We start from the raw sequence: 25,499 nt of genomic DNA on the forward strand, positions 1-25,499 counted from the left end.
TCGTTCGGTGAATAACTTTATGGTGAATATTATGGCTGCTATAGTGGCTTATTGCTTAAATCCAAATAAGCCAACTTTCCAAAACTTGCTAAAAAGCTAAAATATTTCATCGAACTCAGGTTAATTATAGAATCAGTGGCTTAAACAGGATTCGGGTTAATTAAGATGTATGGTTTAATAAGTGCTGTTGTGCGATATACATGGGCTTATCCAAACTTGGTGTACATTGAATCCATGTTCCATCTGCTTGAAGCTCCCATGCACGGCGGTTATCTTGAAGATAATTCATTAAGCCATCTTGCAGAATTTGTTTACGAAGTTTTTTATCTTCGATTGGGAAACAGGTCTCGATGCGAGAGAATAAATTACGCCCCATCCAATCTGCACTGGCGCAATAAAGCTTGTTTTCGCCCTGATGGTAAAAATAATAAACCCGGGTATGTTCTAAAAAACGTCCCACAATTGAGCGGACTCGAATATTTTCAGAAAGCCCTTTCACTTGTGGGCGTAAGCAGCAAATTGAACGGACAATCAAATCGATTTGAACGCCCGCTTTAGATGCCCTATATAGGGCATCAATTAGTTGAGGTTCAGTTAAGGCATTTACTTTAATAATAATCTGCGCTTTTTTGCCTGCTTTGCTATTTTCAGTTTCAGTTTCGATGAGTTCAATCAATTGAGAATGCAGAGTAAATGGTGCATGAAAAAGTTTTTTCAATTTGACCATTTTCCCCATGCCTGTGAGCTCCTGAAAGACTTTATGGACATCTTCACAAATATCAGCATCACTGGTCAGTAGTCCATAATCAGTATAGATTTTGGCATTCATTGCATGATAGTTACCTGTGCCTAAATGAACATAACGTTTAATTTTGTCTATTTCACGACGCACGATCAGAATCATTTTGGCGTGGGTTTTATAGCCAACGATCCCATATACAACAACCGCCCCAGCTTCTTGTAATAGATTGGCAACTTCGATATTTGACTCTTCATCAAAGCGAGCACGTAATTCAATCACTGCTGTGACTTCCTTACCATTTCGTGCCGCTTCAGCAAGGACTTGCACAATTTCAGAATGTACACCACTCCGATAAAGGGTTTGTTTTATGGCTAACACATGTGGATCATGGGCTGCCTCTTTCAGTAGCTTAATGACCGGAGCGAAAGAGTGAAAAGGGTGATGTAATAAAACATCTCCGGTTTTTAATACCTCAAATATGGATTTTTTCCCATACAACACTTTCGGTAATTTTTGTACATGGGGAGGAAAACGTAACTCTGGCAAATTGAAGTTCGATATAAAGCGCGCCAGATTAAGCGGGCCGTCAATACGATAGAGTTGCTCTTGCTTAAGATCAAATTGTCCAAGTAAATAATCAATAATATTTTCAGGGCAATTTTTAGTCACCTCAAGTCTTACAGCCCGACCAAAGCGCCGTGAGGATAGTTCATCTTTTAAGGCAATTGCTAAGTCTTCAACATCTTCTGAGATAGTTAAATCTGCATTACGTGTGACCCGAAATTGATAACATCCAGTGGTGGTTACCCCTGGAAATAACTCATGAAGATGTTGCTGAATAATGGCTGAAAGTAGAATGTAGTGTTCATCCTCGCCAGAAATACTATTAGGTAACTTTACTAATCTAGGTAATGATCGTGGTGCGGGAACAATCGCCAAATCAATTTTTCGTCCAAATGCATCTTTACCTTCTAGGGTTACAATGAAATTTAGACTTTTATTCACTAGCCGAGGAAAGGGGTGGGCTGGATCTAAACTGATAGGTGTGACCACAGGTCGAACTTCATTATGGAAATAGTCCTTAATCCATTCTTTATGTTTTTCGAGGATGTCACCATACTGAATGAAATGAACACCATGTCCTTGCAGTTGTGGTAAGAGATTATAATTAAGTATTTTATACTGTTCTTCGACAGCTTCGTGTGCAAGTTTGGAAATGGTGGTGACTATATCTGAGAGGAGTGAGTTATCTGGACGAGCTCTAGCATGATCTGAAAGTTCAATTTGTTGCATTAAACTGGCAACTCGTATTTCAAAAAACTCATCCAGATTACTTGAAAAAATAATTAAAAAATTTAATCGTTCAAGTAAAGGGTATTCAGTATCTTTCGCCTGTGCCAACACCCGCTTATGAAACTCAAATAGTGAGAGCTCTCTATTTATATACTTTTTTAACGGATGTGATGAAGAGTTTGAAGACACATTTAAGGTAGTCATTTATGGCTCTTATAAAGTCAGATTGCAGCGCTGAAGGAAGCTAATAAAAATTCTTTTAAAGCCTTTGAAAGAGGTTAATTAATTCTTCGTAAATAAAAAATGATTAATTCTGCAAGAAGGCTAAGAATTTAATTTTATTCAATTAAGTATTCTGTGACTGCTTCATGACATTTTTATGACATCGTATTGTATTGTTATTTCATCTGGGTAATATTCAGACTTTTATCTGAATTTAGAAGAAAAGGGGCAACGTTGATTTAAACCGGGACAACTTGGGGGCTTAATGAGAAAAATTCTGGAAAAGCGATTTCACTAAAACTGTCATCAGTTATTCATAGTGATGTCATGTATAAAAACTAAGCTATTTTGAATTTTAACAACTGTTCAAAATCATTATGAATATAAAACCAAAAATATTGAGTTTAAGTTTAATACTTATGGGGTGCTCGTTTTCTGCACATGCACAATTAATGTTTAGTCAGTATATAGATGGTACATCTAATAAAAAGGGTTTGGAAATCTATAACCCTGACAGTTTAACAGTGAACTTAGCTGATTATGAGATTCAACAATTTACTAATGGTTCAACCACGAAATCTGCGACTTTTCAATTAGAAGGTTCATTGGCAAGTAAAGCAAAATACATTATTGGTCGAACAGAGTTGCAGGCAGTAATTGGTAATAAAGTCAATCAAGTGGCAGGACTTGCATTTAATGGAGATGATACCTTGGTCCTGTTTTATAAAGGTACTCCAATAGACCGTTTTGGTCGTGTGGGAGAGGATCCAGGTACTGGTTGGGGAGTGGGTTTTAGTAGTTATCAAAATAGTTTGTCACGTACTAAAACTTCAAATAATGTAACTTCAATTGATCCTGCAACAGCATTTGAGTTAGAAAGCGAATGGTCTAAATGGTCTGATCGAAATGAGTTTTCCCAGTATTTAGATACAAGCGCGCCTATAACCTCCCCCGTTACTCCTATCAGTTGTAATACAGCAGATACGGCGATTGCGGACCTACAATCTGCCGCAGAAAATCAACCATATGTTGTTCGTGGTGTTATTACCGCAGACTACCGTTATGACAATGGTTTTTCTGGTTTTTATATACAAACGCCCGATAGTAAAGCCAAATCCAATTTAAGTAATGCTATTTTTGTCTATCTTCCTGCAAGTAGTAAAATCACTGGAGGAAAAGTAGGTGAAGAGGTTATTTTAAAAGGTCGTTTAACCTCATATCAAAACCAACTCCAAATAGATCAACTTGATCAAAATATTCAAACCTGTAATACACAAGCATCCAATACAGTCACGGCACAGGCACTTAATTTACCGTTTACCAGTTTGACGGAGATAGCAGGAAATGTACCTAAACGCTATCAAGGGATGCTGGTTAAAATCCCACAAACTTTAACGATAAGTGAAAATTACAATTACGGTCGTTATGGTGAGCTATCTTTAAGTTTAGGTCGCTTATATATTCCAACCAATTTATATCCTGCAAAATCTGCTGAAGCAGTTGCATTAGCCAAGCAAAACTTACTTTCTAAAATTATCTTAGATGATGGCTATAATAATCAAAATAGAACACCATTGCTGCCGCAAAACTTCAATGCCTTAAATACATTAAGAACAGGTTCTCAACTGAAAAATGTTGAAGGGATTTTAGAGTACCGTTTTAATGCATGGCGAATTCAACCTATTCAGGCAAAGGCACAACCTGAAATTATCAAGGATACCAATTTACGTCCTTCAACAATGATTGCAAAAGATGCTAAGCAAATTCGCGCTGCGGCTTTTAATGTCTTGAATTATGATAATGGTGCAGAAAAAGGTTTCCCAACAGAACGTGGTGCAAGCTCAGAAGCTGAGTTTAAAAAGCAACATCAAAAAATTGTCAGTGCTTTAAAAACAATTGATGCTGATGTATATGGGTTAATGGAAATCGCAAATAATGGTTTTGATGATAAAAGTGCAGTGGCATATTTATCTCAAGCCTTAGGTGCAGACTGGAAATATGTCATTCCAACTAAAATGACAAAACTAGGTACAGATGCAATTGCAGTTGCGATTATTTATAACAGTAAGCGCGTAAAACCTGTGGGAGAATCTGCGGTTTATGACGATCAGACTCAAAAAAACCGTGTCACCATGGCGCAAAGTTTCCAATCTGTAAATGGTGGAAAAATATTTACGATAGTACCGAATCACTTAAAGTCGAAAGGCAGTTGTCCTGCCGATAAAACTCTAGCCGATGCAGATCAGGGTGATGGTCAAGGTTGCTGGAATGCAACACGTTTAACTGCAGTACAAGAACTTATGCAGTGGATTGCAAAAAATCCAACACAAGTGGCTAAACCAAATTATTTGCTGGTCGGTGATATGAATAGTTATGCTAAAGAAGATCCGATTTTAGCATTAGAAAAAGCCAATTATAAAGTCTTGCTCAATGACGAAAAAATTGGACAAGGTAAAACAGCCTATAGTTATGTATTTGGTGTTGCAAGTGATGCCAATGGCAATGGGGGCGCAGGAAACCTAGACCATGCAATTGCTGATGCAGACTTATATCCAATGGTGAAACGCGCTTTTGCTTGGCACATCAATGCTGATGAGCCGACGGCCTTAGACTATAACGAAGAATATAAAACAGATGAGCAAATTGCAGCATTCTATAGCGATGATGCATTCCGTTCTTCCGATCATGATCCTGTAATTGTTGATATGGATTTAAACGAAAATATATCGAGTAATCCTGATACAGGAAAAATAAGCGGTGGCAGCATGGGGATCTGGTCAATGTTAACCTTAACGGGCCTCGTTTTAGTTTCCATGATACGCAGACGTAAATTTTGATATGAGTTCATAGACTGTAAATTAAGAAAACTGACGAAATAAATTTAATCTATAAGGGGAAATTTCATATTTCTCCTTATTTTATTGAGTGCTTAAAAAATTAGCCAAGCAATAATCAAACATATGCTTATTCAAAATTTATAATTTAAGCTTGGGGCATGAAATGAAAAGTTCCCTAATGGGATAACTTAACCATTTGTTAAAAAACAATTAGAAAAAATAGTGAATGTCATGAATTTTAAACAGCAGACCTACATGATGTTTGTTTAAATTATAATCAGGTGGGGTGGTCATGTCTTTTAATAATAAACTAACTAGGTATTCGGGTTTTACATGCAGTTTATTAGTTTCTAGTATGTTTTTAACTGGGTGTAATAATGATAGTAAAGAAAATACGAATATAACGCCTGTTATTCCTCCTAAACCGCTGGAAGTCAATTTAGTACATATTAATGACAGTCATTCACATTTGGATGAGGAAAGTACTATATTAATGCTTGAAACTTCGATGGGTAAACGTGAAGAAATACAAGTCTCTAATGGTGGTTTTGCACGCGTTGCTGCGTTGATGAATACTTTGGCAAGCACTGAGAAGAATCCAATAAAAATTCATTCAGGTGATGCCATTACTGGGGACCTCTATTTTACTTTGAAAGAAGGTGAAGCAGAGGCAGATCTCATGAATAGTGTTTGTTTCGATACGTTAACGCTAGGTAATCATGAATTCGATAATACGGATGATGGCTTAAAAAAATTTATTGGATTCTTAAATGATAAAGGTAATTGTGAAAATAAAACCCAAGTCTTGAGTGCAAATGTCGAGTTTGGAAAAACTTCAGCACTATACCAAACTAACCTTGTTAAACCTTATACAGTTATGGAAAAAGAAGGGCAGAAAATTGCTTTAATTGGTTTAACGATTGCCAATAAAACTAAAAATGCTTCTCGACCAAATCAAGATACTGTATTTAATGATGAAGTAGTTACTGCACAAAAATATATTGATGAGCTAAAACAGCAAGGCATCAATAAAATTATTGTTCAATCTCATTTAGGGTACGGGTTAGAAAAAGATTTAGCCACTAAATTGTCAGGCGTTGATGTCATTGTTGGCGGAGATTCTCATACCTTGCTGGCAGATGCGAAACTTAAAAGTTACGGTATAAGCCCAGAGGGTGACTATCCCACTGTATTAAAAAATAAAGATGGTGATCAGGTCTGTGTTGTACAGGCATGGCAATATAGTTATGTCGTCGGACAACTCAAAGTCAACTTTGATGCCGATGGTAAAATTGAAGCATGTGCAGGAAAAGCCAATGTATTGATTGGCGATGATTTTAAACGTACAGCTAAAGATGCTCCAGCATTGATGAGTACGGAACTAGATTCTATTAAGCGAGATATTGAAAATAGTAACTCCTTACGTATTGTACAGCCTGATGCTATAGCTTTAAGTATTTTAGAACCGTATAAAGTCGCTAAAAACTTATTAGGCAAAGAAAAAGTTGCCATTGCTAATGATAATTTATGCTTACGTCGTGTTCCAGGAATGACCAAAGATACATCACGTTCTAGTTTAGGTGATGTCTGCAATAAAGCAGATTTTATTAATCAGCATGGGGGTGATGTACAGCAGCTGGTTGCCGAAGCATTTCTACAGCAAGGTAAAAAATATTTTAATGCAGATATTTCAATCCAAAACGGAGGAGGGGTAAGGGTAGATCTGCCTCAAGGTGATATTACGGTAGAGAAAATTTATACAGTGCTGCCATTCAAAAATACCTTAGTACAATTAAATGCAACTGGCCAAGAAATTAAAGCAGTGCTGGAAGATGCCATGGATGCTGTTACGAGTAATAACACAGGCAGTTATCCATATGCGGGTGGACTACAATGGGATGTAGATTTAACTAAGGCAAAGGGTCAGCGTTTATCCAATTTAAAGGTTCGAAATGCACAAGGTCAATATCAGCCATTAAATATGAATCAGACCTATCAAGTAATTACCATCAACTTTCTGGCTGATGGTCAGGACTTTTACACAAGCTTTAAAGACATTACTGGTGAGCGTCGTATAGATGTGGGATTAGATTATGCAGAAGCATTTTTGCAGTATGTAGAAGGGTTACCTGGTGAAAAAGGGCAAAAGGCCTTGTCCCGATTGCCAGTTGAGCAATACAGCACGCAAAATTATAAAGAATAAAAAGGATTTATTGATAAAAGATAAAAATTTTGGCTCAGACCGATCCATAGTTTTAAAAAAAAGAAGCTCCATTGAGCTTCTTTTTTTTAAAACTATGGATTAGAGAAATATTACTTTTTAAATTTTCATTCAAATTAATTTAAAAGGGGAAATAACTATTCCGATTCGTAAAGCGTATATTTGGTCTATATAGTACAATGGAAGTTGATTACATAGTTTTTGCTGGAAAATCTAAGGTTTGTCGTAATTTTTTGAAAGACGTTAAGTGATATTTAAGAATCAAATAAACTATTTTCATCATAGTGAAATAATTTGATTTTATATTTAGTGCAAATAAATAATACTGAATAATTAGTGATACAGCGCAAATTGATCTGTTTAATTTGGGAGAGTTAAACAGATTTTTTTCTTGAAAAAAATATCTAATCCCTAGCCGAAATTGTTACGGCACTAACAGCCCCGTCAAGTTATTGAGCGGGGTTTTTCTTTTCTTATTGGTGGTACACATGGATGCAGTCAATGCAAAGAGAACCTTAAATAAATTACACAATGAGTGAAAGAGATATGAAAACTTTGAACCGACATTTATAAACAGCTAACAGGTGATCACTATTGATGATAATGATGCCTAGTATTTACATGCCTATGAAGAATATTTAATCCAATATTAACCAGGAATATCTATTTAAATACAAATAGAACAGTGGGTTAATTTTTTAAAAAAGTCGCTCTTGGTGTAATACAGTCATAGGCTTATGTAGGGTAGCAGGTGATATGTCATCTAACTCATTAAGCTGAACAGATCGTGGGCGGCCAATACACGCTAAGCAAAACTAAAATTGCAGAGCATGACCATCTTTTACTGAATAGAGCTGCAGACGAGGAAAATCCTCTAGAGTCGATGGATATTTATCTATTGATGATTTTACTAATTTGAAAAGTTGAGGCTGTTGTTTAACATCTAACTTTTTTGCAAATCTTGTCCAAGTAATTGCCAAAATTTGGCAGGAAATAAATCATTCAAATTATTTCACATTCAATAATTGATCCCACTTGAAGTAGTTTTGAGTTAGCCGATCTCTTGACATGTTCCAGGTTCTATTCGGTAACGTACTTGCTCCTAAAGCCAGCTTGGTTTTGCCAAACTTATGATGGATTTCCTCAAGTGAATCCATCAGGTTATTGTCTAAGCTTATTTGCTTCATGTCAGTGAACAGGTCATAAATATGGGAAGCTTTAGGCTCCAGGCACGTCAAGATCACGCCACATTTCTTAAAGGCAATATCTTTGGTATACAAGTCATCAATCATCGTGGTAGCAATTTTAGAGAACACTAACAGGTTGTCAGTAGGTTCTTGTAAAGTCACTGCAGCTGACTTGCTGTAATAAGGTCTATACGTGTCAAACGGGTTAGATTGTACGAAGCCAATTATATAACCACACAATAAATTTTCACCTCTTAAACGAGTAACTGCATCTTGCACATAGAGGCTCATAGCTTCTTTTAAGTCGTCAATATGGTAAATCTTTTGTCCAAAAGAACGGCTTGCAACAATCTGCTTTTTTGGTGCCCGCGTATGCTCTAGCTCTATACATGAAACACCCTGCAATTCCAGTAATGTCCTATGCATGACGATAGAAAACTGATCTCTGATCATCAGAGGCGAAGCCATAATGAAATCCATGACTGAGTGTATCCCCATGCTGTTGAGCTTTTGGCTGTGCTTCCTGCCAACTCCCCAGATTTCACTCACTTCTATAGCTTGGTACAGATCTTCAGCAGAGCAAGGATCCATTGAAACTAGGTTGCATACACCGTTCAGATAAACATTCTTTTTCGCAATGTGGTTTGCTAGTTTTGCTTCTGTCTTAGATCTGCCAATGCCAATACATACTGGTAAACCAAGCCAAGAAAAAATACGCTGACGAATGTGCTGGGTATAGTCAGTTAAGTCGTAATTTCCCGCATGGGCTGTCAGATCGAGAAAACATTCATCAATAGAGTAAATCTCCTGTTCTTTAGGAGAAACAAAGTCGGACAGGACTTTCATGAATCTGCGTGACATCTCTGCATACAGGGCATAATTGCTAGAAAGCACTTGGACCTGATGCTGTTCAACGATGTCCTTGATCTGAAATAGAGGAACACCCATCTTAATGCCTAGGTCCTTGGCCTCTTGAGAGCGGGCTACAGCGCAGCCATCATTATTAGACAGGACAATTACTGGTTTATCTTTTAGACCAGGGTTAAAGATGCGCTCACAACTCACATAGCAATTATTAATGTCTACTAAAGCGTAGATTTTCTGAGAATATATGGTCATTGGGCAGGAAACCAATAAAGAAATTAACGATTTCTAAATGACTTAATGACAAAAGTAACCACACCCCAAATCACCATTTCCTGGCCATCTTGCAGATGAATGTCTGAGCAATCTGGATTTTCAGCTTTAAGCCAACGATAATTATTTTCGATCATTAAGCGTTTTACAGTGAAATCATTGTCGATCAGTGCAATCACGATGTCTTCATGTTTGGCGTCAATACTTCGGTCTACAATCAGTTCATCATCAATCTCAATACCTGCATCTCGCATAGAAAGTGAAGCGACTTTCACCACAAAGGTTGCTGCTTCATTTCTAATCAAGTGTTCATTCATGTCTAGAGTTTTATCTACATAGTCTTGGGCAGGGGATGGAAAGCCAGCAGCGATTTTCTCAGCGGCTAAAGGAATTTTCATGTAGGTGGATGACTCTACAACAGAGATTGAAGCAATATCATTAAAGCACGGGTTTTCTGTCTTATTGAGATAGTTTTTAATCTCTATAATCTTAGAGAGGGGCACTCTTAATGTTTTTGTAGGCTCGTTATATTTCAGTTTTCTACCTGCACCTTCTCTGATTCCACCACGATTATTGTTCATAATCTACCTACTATTTGATTTTGTGACAAAATCAAATATTAACTTTAACTCTATGTAAAAACAATATAATTTGGATGAATGGTTAAGGTGAAATTATAAATTCCCGGAACTTATAGGCCTTATCTTTTGTTAATTCGCGGCATACTGAGTAACTTCTATTGAAGTTTAAGAGATCGTGGTCTGCCAATACAGGCTAGATGTAGACAAAACTTAAATGCTGCAAGAGCATGGCCATCTTTTACCGAATAGAGTTGCAGACGAGGAAACTCCTCTAGAGTCGATGGATGTTTACCTGTTGATGCTTTTGCTAATTTAAAAAGTTGAGGCTGTTGTTTACCATCTAACTTTGTTTGCAAATCTTGTCCAAGTAAGTGCCAAAATTTGGCAGGAAATAAAGCCTTAACTTGGGAGTAAAAATGTTCGAGTTGATCGATATCCTTCCAGCGGTAATGGATACCGGTATGTGATGCGGTCACTCGAGTTAAAAATACATTTAGGACGTATGCAATTTGTGCTGGATTTTTACGAGCTATTTTCTGTAGATGTTCAAAAAAATATGTCACTGTATAAAGCTCTTCAGCGCTATCAAGCATTGCTGGTTTTAAGTGGATTGAGCTATCAATACTAAATAAACGGGGATTCCCTTTTTTTGATTTAATGTCTGCTAAATTTAGGGCATTTTCATACCAATAATTGACAAGCTCTTCTGGTAAACACATTTTTTGAGATACAGCTTGAGGATCGTTGTGAATCTCTAATTGATTTAAGGTTTCATAAAAGCGTTGAAGTGAAATTTTAGAGCCTTCTGTGCCGGCGAAGAAAGCAAAAAAGTCATGGGATTGATTTGTTTGTACTGACAGTTCTGCAAGAATGTCAGTAGCATTACTCTGAAGCCAGTTTGTTTGATCATTCAATAATATAGTGGCTAGAACGGCCTGATTTTTCTCAAAATTAAAGTTTTTTTCATCCTTTGTTATTTTTAAATTTTTATACCTTGCATTGTAGCCCATGATTTTTTTAGCCAGTTCATTTTGCATATCTGAATGATGTTTCAGTAGTTTTTGACCAGCAATGAGATAACTTAAGTGAATATAACTTTTGAAAGTTTCAACGGGTTCTATATGTCCTAAAAGATGTGCGATAACAAACCAATGGTTTTGTCCATGCTCATTTTGAAGAAGTTCAGCTCGTATTTTTTGATACTCATCTGCACTATAGTCAGTTAGCTCTTGCACAAGTGGCGCATATTCACAGTTCAGTACAAGTGATAAATGATTCGCTGTCGTGTGACGAAAAGAGTGAAATGAATAATGATGTCCTTTAAACACCTGATTCATTATTAGTTTTAGGGGCACAGTGACAGTGTGTCGATTCAGTTTTTTATTTTCATTCAAGTTGCTGAATAAATATAAACTTTTCTTATTCTCTAAACGTTTTTCAACAACAAAATCGCTAAAAAATTGGTATTCATCGTCTTTAAGCAAAGCGTAGGCAGGCACAATCCGTTCCGCACTATCAGTTTTGAGCAGATGTTGATTTCCTTGTTTTTTTGAACCATAAGGTTGGACCCAGATGGAAAATTGATCTAAACCCTCGATATCTTTTACACGTAATCCCAGTATTTCATTGATACGCATACCAGTTCGGTAAGCTAAAATATAAATGATTTTTAATAATCTATATTGATGGTCTGAGATGGATTGATCATGTAAGAACTGATTTAACTTCTTTAATATGACCTGGAAGGCTGTGTGACCTATGATGCGTGCCCGTGGTCGATTTTGCGATGCAATAAATTCAAGTTCGAAATCTTCTGCTTGAAAAACAATTTGCTGGAAGGTGTGAAAACGTTTCAACATGCGGATCGTTTGGTCTTTAGATTTTTTAAACTCAGGTTGATCTGCTTCATCAGCAAGTCGTGTATTGCTAATGATTTGTTGATAGATTTTGTTCAGTAGATCATTAATGTCATCATCGGCATCGACGTATTGCAAGGCATGAGTTAAAAACGGTTCTGCAATCCGGGTGTAATATGTATAGATTGAACTATCTGCGAGTTTTTGATTGTCTTGAGATGCCTTCGTGTACTGAGTTGTATCAAAATCAAAAGTGGCTGATAATTTTTTTATTTGCTCTGAATTTGGTCGATACAGACTGATGAGCCATAAGATAATACGCTTAGAAAACTTATTAAACTGCTCTTGGTGAAGCAGGCAAAAATCAATAATAAGTTCAGCAATGGGGTGTTCCGTTGATGGTGTGCGAATAATTTTCAGCAAGTTTTTATGAATAAGTATGATATTTTCTACTGCTTCAGACGTATTGAGATCTGGTAGGGCTTTGGCGGTAGAAGAGACATTTTGTTCGATTTCATCACTTAATTGAGTTTTGAGTTTTGGGAATGCAAAATTTTCAAACTCATGTTCAGATAAACCACACGTGAGCGTGTTTTCTAACAAACATTGTGAGAGGGCAGGATCAATATCTGCATTGTGCAGTTGTACCCAATTAAAATTGGCGTAGTCACGTAGAAATTTGAAAGTCTTTTGGGTGTATGGATGTTTTATTTTTTGAAAAATGAGGTGTAGATAAGCATCCACGTCTAGACTGATGTCACGAATTTGCCTTGTGTTGAAGTGAATGAGCCAAAGTCGTGTGAGTTGATCTGGAACAAAATTACGCGATTTTCGAATTGTTTTCTCATCGACAAATAGATCGCCATAGCTTGGAGAAAATGGCTCTAAAAAGATGATATTTAAATCGCAAATTTTTTGGATTTTTACGGGATTCTTTAAATGTTCAAGTAATGCATTTAATGTTGCTGTTTGACTTAGTCCACCATATAGCATTGAGCAAAGCAGAATATTTGCAATAATTTCTTCATCAGAAAACGTCGAGCTATCTTGAGCAAGAATCCAGTAGTGCCACAGTTTTTCGAGGATGATGTCAATTTCATGACCGGCCTGGAACCAATCCAAAGTGAAAATTGGTTCATCACGTTTCATCTCGAAGGTAAGATAAGGTAGTGGGAGGTCTAGGTTATTGCTCTTATTGAGGTCTTTGATATATGTTCGGAAGAATTCATGTGCATATTTATTCCAAGCCAAATTTGGTGCTTTACGTTTAATAAACTCATAAATCGCAGGATAAGCTTGAATTAAGTCTTCAGTTGAGAATTTTTGTTCATCAAAGTATTGGCGGAGCTCATGTTCTGCATCAGCTCGTAGATTCTTTTCTAATTCATTACGTTGAAGTTGACGTCTGTCTTCTGCATAGCGTTTTTTTGAGATTTTTTTATTGCGTGAGGACATCAACTTCAACACCTGTAATTTTAAAATACGTTTTCATTTGCTCTAAAACATCTGCAATTTTGGAAAATTGAGAGAGCGATAAACTGGAAAATGGATGGGCTGCTTCTTGTTGCATAAGCTCATGTCCAAAAAGTGCCAAAATTTCAGGTTCAGAAACTTTATGAGTTAAAAATGCACGAGCTGTGTGGCGATGCCAGTTTGCATGATCAAGACCTAATTCTGGATGAAATTTTTTTACTGAAGATGGGCTTAACGGTATCCAGTCATTATTCTGAATGATTCCCAAGAGGGGGAGCTTACTCATTTTGATTTGTTGTATGACCTCACTTAAAGCTGGTTGACTCATCATGATTTGAATCAAAAAATATTCTAAAAAATTAAGGAATTTTTTTATCTCTTCAACTAAAAATGGGCAAAGTGGAATGAGGCGTCCAAATCCATTACGACCGCCTACTTCTTTGTCTGAAACCATCAAAATTTGGCGTTTTAAATTAAAGTTTTTAAGAAATCCAGGGAATTCAGCAACGGGGCGTGCTGCTGTAAAAAGAAGAAGGATATGCCATAACCAGATGTTGTAATGATTAAAGATTGAAATTAGGTCATCTTCGGCTTGTGAAAAAATATTAAATTTCAATACAGCAAAAATCTCTGTAATTACCTGTGGCTTGGGAGCTTTACGACTACCAAAATAAAGTGTTGAATCAGATGGTGAAGTGGTAACACCACTTTCATATTTACGCACTATATCCGTACAGAGTGATTTTAAAATATCGAGATATTGTGCGTGTAAACGCGGGATATTCTGATGACAATAAGAAATAGACGATGACTGATTTGCATCAATCCCTGCAACTAGGTCTGCAAGTTGTTTATTACCTGTTTTTTCAAGAACCGTGTGATGCAGTAGAGAACTCACCTTTACGACAGACAGTTTTGGAATCAGTAATTCTTGTCTTAATTTGCGTAAATATTGCTGTATATCATCGATACTAACCGAATCCATTTTGCGAAGATCCTCTATGAATAGATTCGGAATTGGAATGTCTAAATAGATAGTCTGATTGAGCAAGCTGTCCGAATACTTAAAATTGCGGTTCTCAAATATATTAAATTTACTGCGTAAGAAGAACTGATCATTTTTATGGAGCAATTCTTGGCGGTTATTTAATTTTTTAGCTCGCTTGCTTTCTATATATAACCACTCATTCACACTATTGCCTGTTAAAAATGCGAGTATCAGGATCAAAGCACTTTTATTTTGATGTTCAGAGTAGTCCACATGAAGTCTTTTCAGTAGATGGTTCACGCTAGATGGATTTGGGAAAAAACTACTCGACGTGAGTAAATGTTCTTTACGTTGAATATGTTTTGCAACGAGTGGTAGAACATAACTTTGAATCGTTTCTGAATGTGCTGCCAGTGGTGTGACATGAGTTGGATTGACAACAATTTGCCGACTAACTGGCTCATCAATTAACGTTTCTATATTCAGTGCTTTAGATTTAGCACTTTTTTTTATTTCTACACTTTCTTCAATGAATTGTTCTTCATCAAGAAATTGATGTTGAAGCTGTGTACCGATACTTGCACGTGCAATCTTCGCTTTGTTTTTTAAAACGTAGTTAAAGGTAACACGAATATCATTGAGTAGATTACGGTCAAACTCAGGCAATTCATCCTTATCTAATGTGATCAGATATTGAATAAATTGTTCTAAGCTCAGCGTTGGATCTTGAAGATAGGTATTCCAGAGACGTTGATACTCTTCTGTATTTTGATATTTTTTTTCAGTAACTAAATTTTTATTTGCATTCCTAAAGCGCTGAAATAAGCGCTTTATGGTATTGAAGTGTTCTGTGTGTGCTTGTTTAAAAAGCTCTGGTTTAAGCTCAGGAAGAGCAATTAAATAAATTGCCGCTTTTAAAACTAGAATATTCCAATTTTTTGCATGCGTCTGCGATTCAGGTAATTGCGCAATTGAATTGATGTATGACGTAATGGGTAAATCACTAATCTTAACTTTTTTCGTGAACGCGATTACCGGAGGTGTCGGCAGTTGCGAATCAAAGTCTACATCGATATCAAAGTAATCAAGATTGAGACCAACCAGAAAATTGTCAGTCTGTTGAGAAGACAATAGTTTAACCACAAAGTTGATATGTTGCGTACGTTCATATTGCTCATCACCAAACAGTTTTTCTAGTGTTTTTCGCAGTGAAATAGCTGGCAAATCAATATGCTCGTTTAGATTGTTCGACACTATGATCTCCAAATTTTTTCTGTACTTAGGCAACTATCAGAGTGATCAATGAGTTCTTTTGCACATCTGCTGTTGAGTGATAATTCATTAAAAATATGTGTGCGCTGTTGATTAATATTTTTAATCCGCTGATTCAGTTGATTTCGAGAACATGCAAGTAGTTGTGCTAGCAGTTCCAGACTCATTTGATGATGTGGCTTTAAAGATGATTCTTTGTTAAGGGTCAATAGAGTTTGACGTGAAAGATGTGTGTTAATTAAATGCAATGTTTTTTTGGGATTTAACGACAGAATATTAATTTTATTAGATTTGATGAATTGAATAAATTCAAGACTGCATAACTCTTTCAGAAATAATAATTCGTCATCTGAAAAAGATTGTTGATGATGAATAATTAAAGTGACTTCTTTGATATCATTCTTTAAGTAGCTAAGATATAAGTGAATATTATTAAAAACGGTGTAGCTATCGAATTCTGGAGTTTTCCAGACATGAAGTTCTTTTATACGATTAGAAATATCTAAATCTACTGCGAGATTTTTCCACATATTTAAGTAGCATAGATTGAAACCATAAGCGTGTGGATGAATGGTGATTCTGCTTTTTTTGAAATTTTTTACAGTACTTGTCTGTGTTGTTGGAAACTTTAAAAGTAGTTCAGATGTCAAATTCATAAATGCCATTGAATAAAAATAATACAGTAATATTCACGGATATTTAGAGTTTTTGAATATGGCAGGAGACATCATTTTTTCTTGTTTTTAAAGTTTATTTATTATTGAAAGTTTCAAATTTTCCTCCTTGATCGGATACTCACTATTAGTTAGCTATATTTGTGAGTTGGCAAAAAATATCATGTTTCTATTGTGATTCTCACATGACGGATTAGAATGAATAGGGTAAGGATAAGTACAGCTGATTATTACAATAACAATGCTCAAATTTTCCGTATCCACCTCTCCATTTAAATGCTATTGCGAAATCTGAAGCCCATTTTTTTCCCATTTACAAGAAAACATTTGGTTTCTATCCCAGTTGTCCGGATACAGTGAAATAAGAGTTTGATTCATTCATAGGACTGATCATTTGACTTATCTAGTGAAATATCAGTATGTTCTTTAACATAAGATATTGGCTTTTAGACAATGAATCAAACATCAAATTATTACAATCAACATGCTCAATCATTTTTTGAAAATACCTATCAGGTTGAAATGGAAAGTCTTTACGCACCATTTCTAAGATATTTGCCGGAACAGGCATTTATCCTAGATTTGGGCTGTGGCTCGGGGCGGGACACTTTGGCATTTAAGAAAAAAGGCTATCAAGTTGAGGCAATTGATTATTCTGCCGAGCTGGTTGAAAAGGCGAGAGAGCTGACAGGCATCGAGGTACGTCAGCAAAGTTTTTATGAGCTGAATGAAGTAGCTAAGTATGATGGTATTTGGGCCTGTGCTTCTCTTTTGCACTGTGAAAGAGATCGCCTGACTGAAGTGCTGGGGCGCATATTTAAAGCATTAAAGCCAAATGGGGTGTGTTACATGTCTTTTAAATATGGCGATACAGACCGTGAGAAAGAAGGGCGCAGCTTTACTGACTTGAATGAGCAGCAAGCTTACGACTTATTTAAACAAATAGATCAGGCTTTACTGTTACAGCAATGGATTACTGTAGATAAACGTCCAGACCGTACAGAAGAGTGGATCAACGTAATATGGAAAAAGCAATCACATGCTTTTGATTATTACCCGCAGCGTTTATACAAGCGTGCCGAGTTAATGAAAGAGCCCTCTTTGATTCCTGCAGAACACGGGATTTATTTTTGGTGGTTCAAAACAAATCCACCGGGAATCCCAACAAAAAACTGTATAACGTATCAAGAATATACTTTGTTGTATGTTGGCATATCGCCTGACAAAAAGACTAAACCAAATAGTAAATCAAACTTGAGAATACGGCTTAAAACACACTTTGCAGGTAACGCAGAAGGTTCAACGCTAAGACGAACATTGGGCATACTTCTGGCTGAGATGAGTGGGTATCCGCTTAGAAGAGTAGGGTCAGGTAATCGCATGACTTTCACGCATTCAGGTGAACAATGGCTGGATGCATGGCTTGAAGATAATGCATATGTGTCCTGGATAATTTGTGAAGAACCTTGGAATGTTGAGGAAAAGGTTTCTGAACAAACGATACTGCCACTCAATTTGAAAGGTAATCAGCACGAGTTTAAAGAAACCCTTTCAGCTATACGTAAAAAAGCCATTCAAAATGCGAAAATGATGGAAATCGCTACGGAAGCAGGATTACAAAGACAGGTGAAGCTTCAACATGTGGCAGGATGATCACTTTATAGAAAATAATAAACCTACACCCAACGAGCAGCTGAAATTCTTGAAGCATATTCAGCAGATATTGCAGTCAGGGACTTTTACTTCGACATATAAGTTTGCTTTGCTGATAAGTATCACGCGTCTGGCGATTGAACAGGGTCAAGATACCGGTGCTGCCTTGCATTTGGAATATCAGGATATTGCTGAAAAGTTTATTGACCTGTACTGGAAACAGTCACTGCCGTTTCAGTTTAACCAGTATGAGCCTTTTACTATTCATCAAAGCACTGGTAAGCAGGCAAAGATCATCAGTGAAATTCAGAATGCACAGCAACAATTCAAGACTTTGGCCGCGTTGAGAAAGGATGTACTTTACTGGAACAGGCTGAAGCGAACAGTTGCGACAACGGTAAAGCAAATGCCGGTAGTATATTTGCAGAATCTGAATGGTCAAACGGTAGAATTTCTCTATTGCCTTGAAGACTCCAAACAGTCCCTCAAGCTTTTACCCAAAGTGATGTATTGTTTAAGACAGTTTAGTGAAATTATTGAAGAGCTTTGCCAGAAGCGCTGGATTGATTTTGTCCGGCTGAATAAGCAGAACCTGGTTGTATTAGATGGGTTACCTGACCTAGATGAATTCATGTTTGCACCGAGTCGTAACCAACTAGGACAGGTCGCAGACTTTCTGATTGATTTGCAAGAATGCCAGTGTTTTTATTGCGGTAAAAGCCTAAAAAAATCTAAATATGCAGTGGATCATTTTATTCCATGGTCTTTATATCCTGCCGATACCGGACATAACTTTGTCCTGGCGGATGAAAAATGCAACTCACAAAAAAGTAATTATTTAGCATCACAGCAATTCTTACATCAGTGGCAGGAGCGTAATCATCTGCATGATCAATCTATTATTCGAGAGATTTCTCAATTAGGTTTTCTAACCGATCTGCAACGTTCGCATCGGGTTGCCGACTGGGCGTATAAGCAGGCAATAGAGAATGAGTATTTAGTTTGGTTGGGGGGAAAAGATAAAAAGATATTAGCCCAAGTGTATTAAAGAATTTATTTTCAATAGATATATTTAAGTACTTGAATGTAATAAAGATATAAAGTACCTTAGTAGTGCTTTATATCTTTGGGTGTGTGCATTTGTTCTAACCTTTCTAAGACGGTAGCAGAGAACGGTTGCCAATAGTTCCATGAACGATATTTTTGATCAAAACGGCCACCACCTTCATTCCGCCATTGCTTTAGAATTGCAATGATTTCGGGGTTGTAAATACAATTCACGGATAGCATTCCACTCGAAAATTTGCGAGCACGTACCCATATTCCATTGATGGTAAATTGATAATCTTCCCAAGATGAAACATTAGGAGTCGTGTTTGTTGCGAGTTGTTCAGTTGCTTCAAGTGGATTTTTAGATATTTTCCCTTCAACTCCATTTTTAATCACTTTAGGGGCTTGAGGATAAAGCCAACTTTTATGATCCAGACTTTCAAGGATCAGTTTCTTTGCTTGTTCACTTGGTATTACAAGTTCAGTCTGTAATAAGCTCGATAAATCAATCTCTAATGTATTAACGTTCATTGATTCAATGATCTTGAGTTTATTCTCATCAATAAAATGTGTGACAGCAATTTCAATAAATACTGGTTCATCATTGTAATAACAGGCTAAATCAGGACGAATTAACCCTAAGTGAAATTCAGGAATAATTTTGTCAAATGTCCACCATGCAGCTTCATTGTCTTCAGTATTTGGGACCGCAGGAAGCATTAAACCCATAGATTCTAAAATGACTTCTTTGGCGTATTTGTGTAGTACAGATTCTGGATTAATGTTACAGCTCTCCTTATTGCTGGCATGTGCAAAATGATGCTCTTTGATATCACCTTTGCGTGCAATGACAGTTTCACCGCATTCAAAACATGTACATTTACACGCTAAGCCACGTTCAACATTTTCTATTTGGACCAGATTATTATTTTCATTGAGAGCAACATACATAGTCATGAGTACAAATCCTTTAGCAAGTTAATTTACTCTCCTACTATGACTGTGATTTAATCGCTAAAACACCGTATTAACAGGGGTAATACGGGTAAGTGGGGTGTATAAGTGACTGAAATAGAAATAAAAGTACTAAAATTATTTTATGGCTTACTAGTGAGCCAGCCTACGATCAACAGGGCGTATGATTGTTTAAAGGTGTTATTTGAAAAAACAATTGAGAGTTATAAGAGTGGTTTTGAAGAGAAAGTTACTTACTCCAGGCAGCAATTGAAAGTTGCTGTTGATGGAAAATTGTCAGCGGAAAGAATGGATTCTAAAGAACTTGGAAAATGGATCAATGACTCACGATTAAATGATTTTTTAAAGTGTGTTATTCACCGGCACAGTGCAGTGTTTGATGAGCTTGGATACATCCCATTTGTAAATACAAATGATACTAAGGGTGGGAAGGGGAATGAGCGAATATATTGGTTGGAAATAAAAAAAATTACAGCTAAAGTTGATGAAGATAATCAGAGTCCTGAAGATAATATTGTTCATTATGAGCGAAATAATCCTGCCGACATTCAACTGTCGTGGTTTTATAAATTCATTTTTAAAAATGGCGAGTTAAAAAATAAGAGCTTGAGAGGACTGGTAATGATTACCGTACTCTTTGGTAGTGTGATTGGCTGGGCTATTTATGTTTTTATTTTTTCATTGGTATTGGTTAGTGATGAACAATCTTTTACATCGTTGGACTTATTTTGGATTAGTTGTCTGATTTTCTTTTCATTTATTATGTTTAAGTACTGGGCAATTCCGTTATGGAATTTACCAGAGCATCGTGTAATTAAAGCCCCTATGAGTTTTATTTCATTCGCTGAAGATCATGCTGATCTTGAAATGTATCGGGATAAAGAGAGAAATCAAATTACTCGGGTGACAAAGTTTAAAGGTACATGCCCGATATGTGCTTCTGATGTCCTCTTAAAAAGTGGGAAACCAGATCAAAAGATGCCTTTAGTGGGACGGTGCGTTGAGAGTCCTTTTGCCCATGTGTATAGTTTTGATCGTGTGACACTGAAAGGTGAGCAACTAAAATAAATCATAATTTACATGGGTAAATTGTTATATGTAAATGTGATTTTTAAAAATAAGTGGGCGATTGTACGGCCACTACATTTAAACATGAAATTTTTGAAAAGTAAGAGGGTTCGGATTGACCCCACAAACTTGATAAGAGACGGTCTTATTTTGATAGCTATTCAAAATGTTTAATTATTACAGGCCTGTCTTATCTAAGTCTTATGCTTATAGTAAGATTCTCATTTATCTAAAAAATATTGTCTATGAAAAAAATTGCTGTTGTTGCTGCCGTAATCAAACATGAAGATAAAATTTTATGTGTACAAAGAGCACCATCTAAATATGATTATATTTCTTTGAAATATGAATTTCCTGGTGGGAAAGTTGAGCAAGATGAAACGCCAGAGCAAGCAATTATTCGTGAAATTCAAGAAGAGTTAAACATGGAGATTGTAGTAGATTCACATCTTATTACGGTCGACTATGACTATCCTGATTTTAGTATTTCTTTAAATACATTCTTATGTCATAGCAACGATAAGGATTTACAGTTATTAGAACATGTGAATTATCAGTGGTTGACTATTAATGAACTAACTACTCTCGACTGGGCAGCAGCAGATTTACCTATTGTTGATGAGTTGCAAAGAAAATGATTCTAGATGCATTGAGTAAAGGGTTAATTACAAGCTTCATTGATCAATCTTCCTATTCAGAAGATATTTATCAAACTAAGTTGGTACAAAATAATTATCCATCAGAAAAAGTGATCAATACCTTTGAAGGTGAGCTGGAACACTGCACACGGTTTTGGTTCACTACAGCTTTTCTAAGTATGAGTGGTTTTAATACCCTTTATTCTCTGCTTGAAGATTTACAACGCAGAAATATTCCTGGTCGAGTTTTAGTTTCTCAGTATCTTAATTTTACTCAACCAGAGGCTTTAAAAAGACTAAAAAGCTTTAAAAATCTTGAAGTTTGTATAGATATACAATCTGACTTGCATGCGAAAACCTATGTATTTGAACATAAAGATCATATGAGTGTGTTATTAGGGAGTAGTAACTTAACCGCGAATGCACTGAATAAAAATGAGGAGCTTAATATTTTTATTCGGGCCTTGCCTCAAAGTAAAATTATGCGAGATATTTTGCTCAAAAAGCAGACTTTATTCGACGCTGCACAAGAGTTGACCGAAGAATATTTAGCACAATATAGTGAAATATATCAGGCTCAAAATCAATTTGTTCAGAAACTACCACAACAGAACATAAAGCTTTCTAGTTCAATTACACCTAATTTAATGCAACAAGAAGCTTTGAGTAGTTTGGAAAAATTACGAGAGGGCAATGTTACTAAGGCTTTGCTCATCTCTGCAACAGGTACAGGAAAGACTTATCTTTCAGCTTTTGATATACGCAATTTCAAAGCAAAAAGTATACTTTTTATTGTGCATCGAGAAAACATTCTTATTGATGCTCAACAGGCTTTTAAAAATGTATTTGGTGCTGATTTTAAATCTGCTATTTTCTCAGGATCAAATCGAGATATAGCCGGGTATGACAATATTTTTGCCACTATACAGTCTTTGTCTAGAGATCATCATTTAACTCAATTTTCACCAGAAGCTTTTGACTATATTGTAAAAGTCATCGTTCAGGTTCTGCTAGCTATTTAAAAATTTTAGAATATTTCAAACCCAAATTTCTTTTAGGTATGACTGCGACTCCAGAAAGAAGTGATGGTATCGATATTTTCAAAGCATTTGATTACAATATAGCCTATGAAATTAGGCTTAAAAAAGCCATGGAATGTAATCTCATTTGTCCTTTTCACTATTTTGGAATTTCAGATTTAGAAATAGATGGTGAGCTGGTTGATGATAATACTGATTTTGGTCATTTAATTAGTGATGAGCGTGCTCGAAAGATTAAAGAAGCTTCAGATAAGTTTGGTACAGATAACGGTGAATTAAGAGCCTTAGTTTTTTGTTCTAGTGTTAAGGAAGCGAAAGAGCTTGCAGGGAAAATGAATCTCTTAGGGATTCAAAGTATAGCTTTAAGTGGCGAAAATAGTACGGAACAGCGAACAGCTGCGATCGAGTCAATCAGCTCGGCAGATAACCATCGTATTGAAATGATTTTTACGGTTGATATTTTTAATGAAGGGATTGATATTCCTAAAATTAATCAAGTGATTTTTTGATCCTAGCCAAAATAATGGACAGCATTTCCCTCTAAAGATAACGTAACGTTAACTTTGGAGATACAAGAATGGCTAAACGTTTTAGTCCTGAATTTAAACAGCAAGCAATTGATTATGCACTTTCAAACTCACATGAATCTATATAGTCAAATCATTATAAAACCAATACAATGGTGCAATGAGTTATTCAGAACATTTTAGACGTAAAATTTTAGCTAAACTTGAGGAAGGTTATTCTATTCGAGCGGTAGCTGCACAATTTGAAATTAATAAAAATACCATTGTTGAATGGAAAAAACGTATAGAGATTAAAAAAACTCGTGTACGTAAACCTTCTAAAATTAACGATGATGCTTTACGTGAAGATGTTGAAAAGTATCCTGATGCTTATCAATATGAACGTGCTGCACGTTTTAATTGTGGTGTTTCATCTATTGGTGCTGCATTAAAGCGCTTAAATATTACAGTTAAAAAAAGACGTTAAGCCATCCTAAAGCAGATACAAAGCTTAGGGATAAATTTATTCAGCAAGTGAATGAATTAGGAACAAACCACCCGATTATTTATGTGGATGAAAGTGGTTTTAAGTCACATGATTACAGACCTCATGGCTACTCACGAAAAGGAGTACCTTGTTTAGGGCAATATAATTGGCAATTAAAGAATCAGACCAATGCCATTGGAGCAATCTATGAGGGTAAGTTATTTTCAGTCGGTTTATTTGACTGCAAAATCAATTCAGATGTTTTTCATTTTTGGATTGAGCAATTCCTCATACCAACATTACCAGAAAATAGTGTAGTGGTTATGGATAATGCAGCATTTCATAAAAGAGCAGATATTCAGGAGTTATTGGAACAACAAGGGCATAAAATTCTTTGGCTTCCTGCATACAGCCCTCATTTAAATCCTATAGAACAGATGTGGGCATGGGTTAAACGTAAGCGTAAAGAATGGTTGATCGACTCAGTCGATGAGTTATTTGTATTAGTTCAGACTTGATCGGACATTCTTCTTGAAAAAGAGAAAGTTACCCGTTTTGATAAAGGTGTCGAAATCTTAATCAAACAAAGGTAACTTTCTTATGTTGCATACTAACAATCAAATTATCAAACACAAAGTAGGCTTACTCAATTTAGCCGAAGAACTTCAGAACGTTTCTAGAGCATGCAAAGTGATGGGTGTCTCTAGAGATACTTTCTATCGCTATCAGGAGTTAGTACAGTCTGGTGACATTGATGCATTGATCAATAAGTCCCGTCGAGTGCCTAATCTAAAAAACCGTGTAGATGATGCTACAGAGCTAGCGGTCATTGATTTCGCAATTCAATATCCAGCTTATGGTCAGCATCGTACCAGTAACGAATTGCGCAAGAAGGGTGTATTTGTTTCAGGGAGTGGTGTTCGCTCTATTTGGCTCCGCCATGATTTGGAGAACTTTAAGAAGCGTTTAAAAGCTCTCGAAGCTAAAGTGGCGCAGGATGGTATCGAACTAAATGATCATCAGATTGCTGCACTTGAGCGTAAGCATGAAGATGATGTGGCATGTGGTGAAATAGAAACAGCTCATCCAGGCTATTTAGGTGCGCAAGATACCTTTTATGTCGGGAATCTCAAGGGTGTTGGACGGATCTACCAGCAAACATTTATCGATACTTATAGCAAGGTCGTTCATTGCAAGCTCTATACAACCAAAACACCAATTACAGCGGCTGATTTACTCAATGATCGTGTATTACCTTTCTATCAATCCCAGGATTTACCAATGCTTCGCATTCTTACAGACAGAGGAACCGAGTATTGCGGGAAGGTGGAACAACATGACTATGAGTTGTATCTAGCCCTCAATGACATTGATCACACGAAGACAAAAGCAGCTTCACCACAAACGAATGGGATCTGTGAACGCTTCCATAAAACAATACTGCAGGAGTTTTATCAAATTACATTTAGGAAAAAGGGCAGAGTAAAACTTGAAGTGCGACATAAACCACCTAATTAATTTAAAGGGTTTATGGAGTATATAAAATTGTCATACCATCATCTTAACTTTGAAGATCGTACTGCATTAATGCTTGAGTCA

General features: G+C 36.3%; 17 protein-coding genes and 1 pseudogene. 11 read left to right on the forward strand and 7 right to left on the reverse strand.

Going from position 1 to position 25,499, the window contains the following annotated elements; translation table 11 throughout:
• Window positions 1–160: 160 nt before the first annotated feature.
• On the reverse strand, window positions 161–2,239 hold the full coding sequence (ppk1, locus tag AC1P5O_RS12325) for a polyphosphate kinase 1 (protein ID WP_005105077.1): 2,079 nt from the start codon (window positions 2,237–2,239) through the stop codon (window positions 161–163).
• A 395-nt stretch (window positions 2,240–2,634) separates the two neighbouring features.
• Between ppk1 and AC1P5O_RS12330 the strand changes: the two genes are divergently transcribed.
• Window positions 2,635–5,094: an ExeM/NucH family extracellular endonuclease gene (locus AC1P5O_RS12330; RefSeq protein WP_213073062.1), complete on the forward strand. Its 2,460-nt coding sequence runs from the start codon at window positions 2,635–2,637 to the stop codon at window positions 5,092–5,094.
• A gap of 292 nt (window positions 5,095–5,386) precedes the next feature.
• Window positions 5,387–7,297: a bifunctional metallophosphatase/5'-nucleotidase gene (locus tag AC1P5O_RS12335; protein WP_005105082.1), complete on the forward strand. Its 1,911-nt coding sequence runs from the start codon at window positions 5,387–5,389 to the stop codon at window positions 7,295–7,297.
• A 1,025-nt stretch (window positions 7,298–8,322) separates the two neighbouring features.
• Here the strand turns inward: AC1P5O_RS12335 and AC1P5O_RS12340 are convergent.
• The 5 genes from AC1P5O_RS12340 to AC1P5O_RS12360 all read right to left on the reverse strand — a co-directional run bounded on the left by AC1P5O_RS12340 (window position 8,323) and on the right by AC1P5O_RS12360 (window position 16,339).
• Window positions 8,323–9,621, reverse strand: coding sequence for a Y-family DNA polymerase (locus AC1P5O_RS12340; protein WP_086044321.1), 1,299 nt, complete (start codon window positions 9,619–9,621; stop codon window positions 8,323–8,325).
• 23 nt (window positions 9,622–9,644) lie between these two features.
• Window positions 9,645–10,220: a LexA family protein gene (locus AC1P5O_RS12345; RefSeq protein ID WP_005105086.1), complete on the reverse strand. Its 576-nt coding sequence runs from the start codon at window positions 10,218–10,220 to the stop codon at window positions 9,645–9,647.
• A 155-nt stretch (window positions 10,221–10,375) separates the two neighbouring features.
• Window positions 10,376–13,531 carry a site-specific integrase gene (locus AC1P5O_RS12350; RefSeq protein ID WP_086044322.1) on the reverse strand — a complete coding sequence of 1,052 codons (3,156 nt, stop codon included), beginning with the start codon at window positions 13,529–13,531 and terminating at the stop codon, window positions 10,376–10,378.
• On the reverse strand, window positions 13,515–15,791 hold the full coding sequence (locus AC1P5O_RS12355) for a hypothetical protein (protein ID WP_121980147.1): 2,277 nt from the start codon (window positions 15,789–15,791) through the stop codon (window positions 13,515–13,517). Before AC1P5O_RS12355 ends, AC1P5O_RS12350 begins: the two co-directional genes overlap by 17 nt.
• A complete protein-coding gene (locus AC1P5O_RS12360; protein WP_499006092.1) occupies window positions 15,791–16,339 on the reverse strand; it encodes a hypothetical protein in 549 nt (182 codons plus the stop codon). Before AC1P5O_RS12360 ends, AC1P5O_RS12355 begins: the two co-directional genes overlap by 1 nt.
• A 597-nt stretch (window positions 16,340–16,936) precedes the next feature.
• On the opposite strand from AC1P5O_RS12360, the gene AC1P5O_RS12365 reads away from it, so the two are divergent.
• Together AC1P5O_RS12365 and AC1P5O_RS12370 are read left to right on the forward strand one after the other, a co-directional pair.
• On the forward strand, window positions 16,937–18,136 hold the full coding sequence (locus AC1P5O_RS12365) for a class I SAM-dependent DNA methyltransferase (protein WP_085064820.1): 1,200 nt from the start codon (window positions 16,937–16,939) through the stop codon (window positions 18,134–18,136).
• A complete protein-coding gene (locus AC1P5O_RS12370) occupies window positions 18,123–19,184 on the forward strand; it encodes an HNH endonuclease (RefSeq protein WP_085064819.1) in 1,062 nt (353 codons plus the stop codon). The genes AC1P5O_RS12365 and AC1P5O_RS12370 overlap by 14 nt, the downstream gene beginning before the upstream one ends.
• Window positions 19,185–19,243: 59 nt before the next feature.
• Here AC1P5O_RS12370 and AC1P5O_RS12375 read toward each other — a convergent pair whose 3' ends face one another.
• Window positions 19,244–20,143 carry a competence protein CoiA family protein gene (locus AC1P5O_RS12375; RefSeq protein WP_085064818.1) on the reverse strand — a complete coding sequence of 300 codons (900 nt, stop codon included), beginning with the start codon at window positions 20,141–20,143 and terminating at the stop codon, window positions 19,244–19,246.
• A gap of 105 nt (window positions 20,144–20,248) precedes the next feature.
• On the opposite strand from AC1P5O_RS12375, the gene AC1P5O_RS12380 reads away from it, so the two are divergent.
• From AC1P5O_RS12380 to AC1P5O_RS12410, 7 genes and pseudogenes are all read left to right on the forward strand, one after another.
• The gene (locus AC1P5O_RS12380) at window positions 20,249–21,229 is read left to right on the forward strand and encodes a hypothetical protein (RefSeq protein ID WP_085064817.1); all 981 of its coding nucleotides are present in this window, start codon (window positions 20,249–20,251) and stop codon (window positions 21,227–21,229) included.
• A 245-nt stretch (window positions 21,230–21,474) separates the two neighbouring features.
• Window positions 21,475–21,867 (forward strand): (deoxy)nucleoside triphosphate pyrophosphohydrolase, encoded by a 393-nt coding sequence (locus tag AC1P5O_RS12385; RefSeq protein ID WP_085064816.1) that lies wholly within the window; start codon window positions 21,475–21,477, stop codon window positions 21,865–21,867.
• A complete protein-coding gene (locus tag AC1P5O_RS12390) occupies window positions 21,864–22,889 on the forward strand; it encodes a DEAD/DEAH box helicase (protein WP_085064815.1) in 1,026 nt (341 codons plus the stop codon). The genes AC1P5O_RS12385 and AC1P5O_RS12390 overlap by 4 nt, the downstream gene beginning before the upstream one ends.
• A 38-nt stretch (window positions 22,890–22,927) precedes the next feature.
• Window positions 22,928–23,416, forward strand: a complete 489-nt coding sequence (locus AC1P5O_RS12395; RefSeq protein ID WP_085064814.1) for a DEAD/DEAH box helicase — start codon at window positions 22,928–22,930, stop codon at window positions 23,414–23,416.
• A gap of 178 nt (window positions 23,417–23,594) precedes the next feature.
• Complete coding sequence (locus AC1P5O_RS12400; protein ID WP_000122230.1) at window positions 23,595–23,900, forward strand: IS630 transposase-related protein; 306 nt, start codon at window positions 23,595–23,597, stop codon at window positions 23,898–23,900.
• Window positions 23,901–23,947: 47 nt separating this feature from the next.
• Window positions 23,948–24,418, forward strand: coding sequence for an IS630 family transposase (locus AC1P5O_RS12405; protein WP_228761445.1), 471 nt, complete (start codon window positions 23,948–23,950; stop codon window positions 24,416–24,418).
• An 82-nt stretch (window positions 24,419–24,500) separates the two neighbouring features.
• Window positions 24,501–25,376 (forward strand): annotated as a pseudogene (locus tag AC1P5O_RS12410) (IS481 family transposase); the annotation flags it as partial.
• Between the last annotated feature and the right edge of the window lie 123 nt (window positions 25,377–25,499).

This window comes from Prolinoborus fasciculus (genome assembly GCF_056724605.1).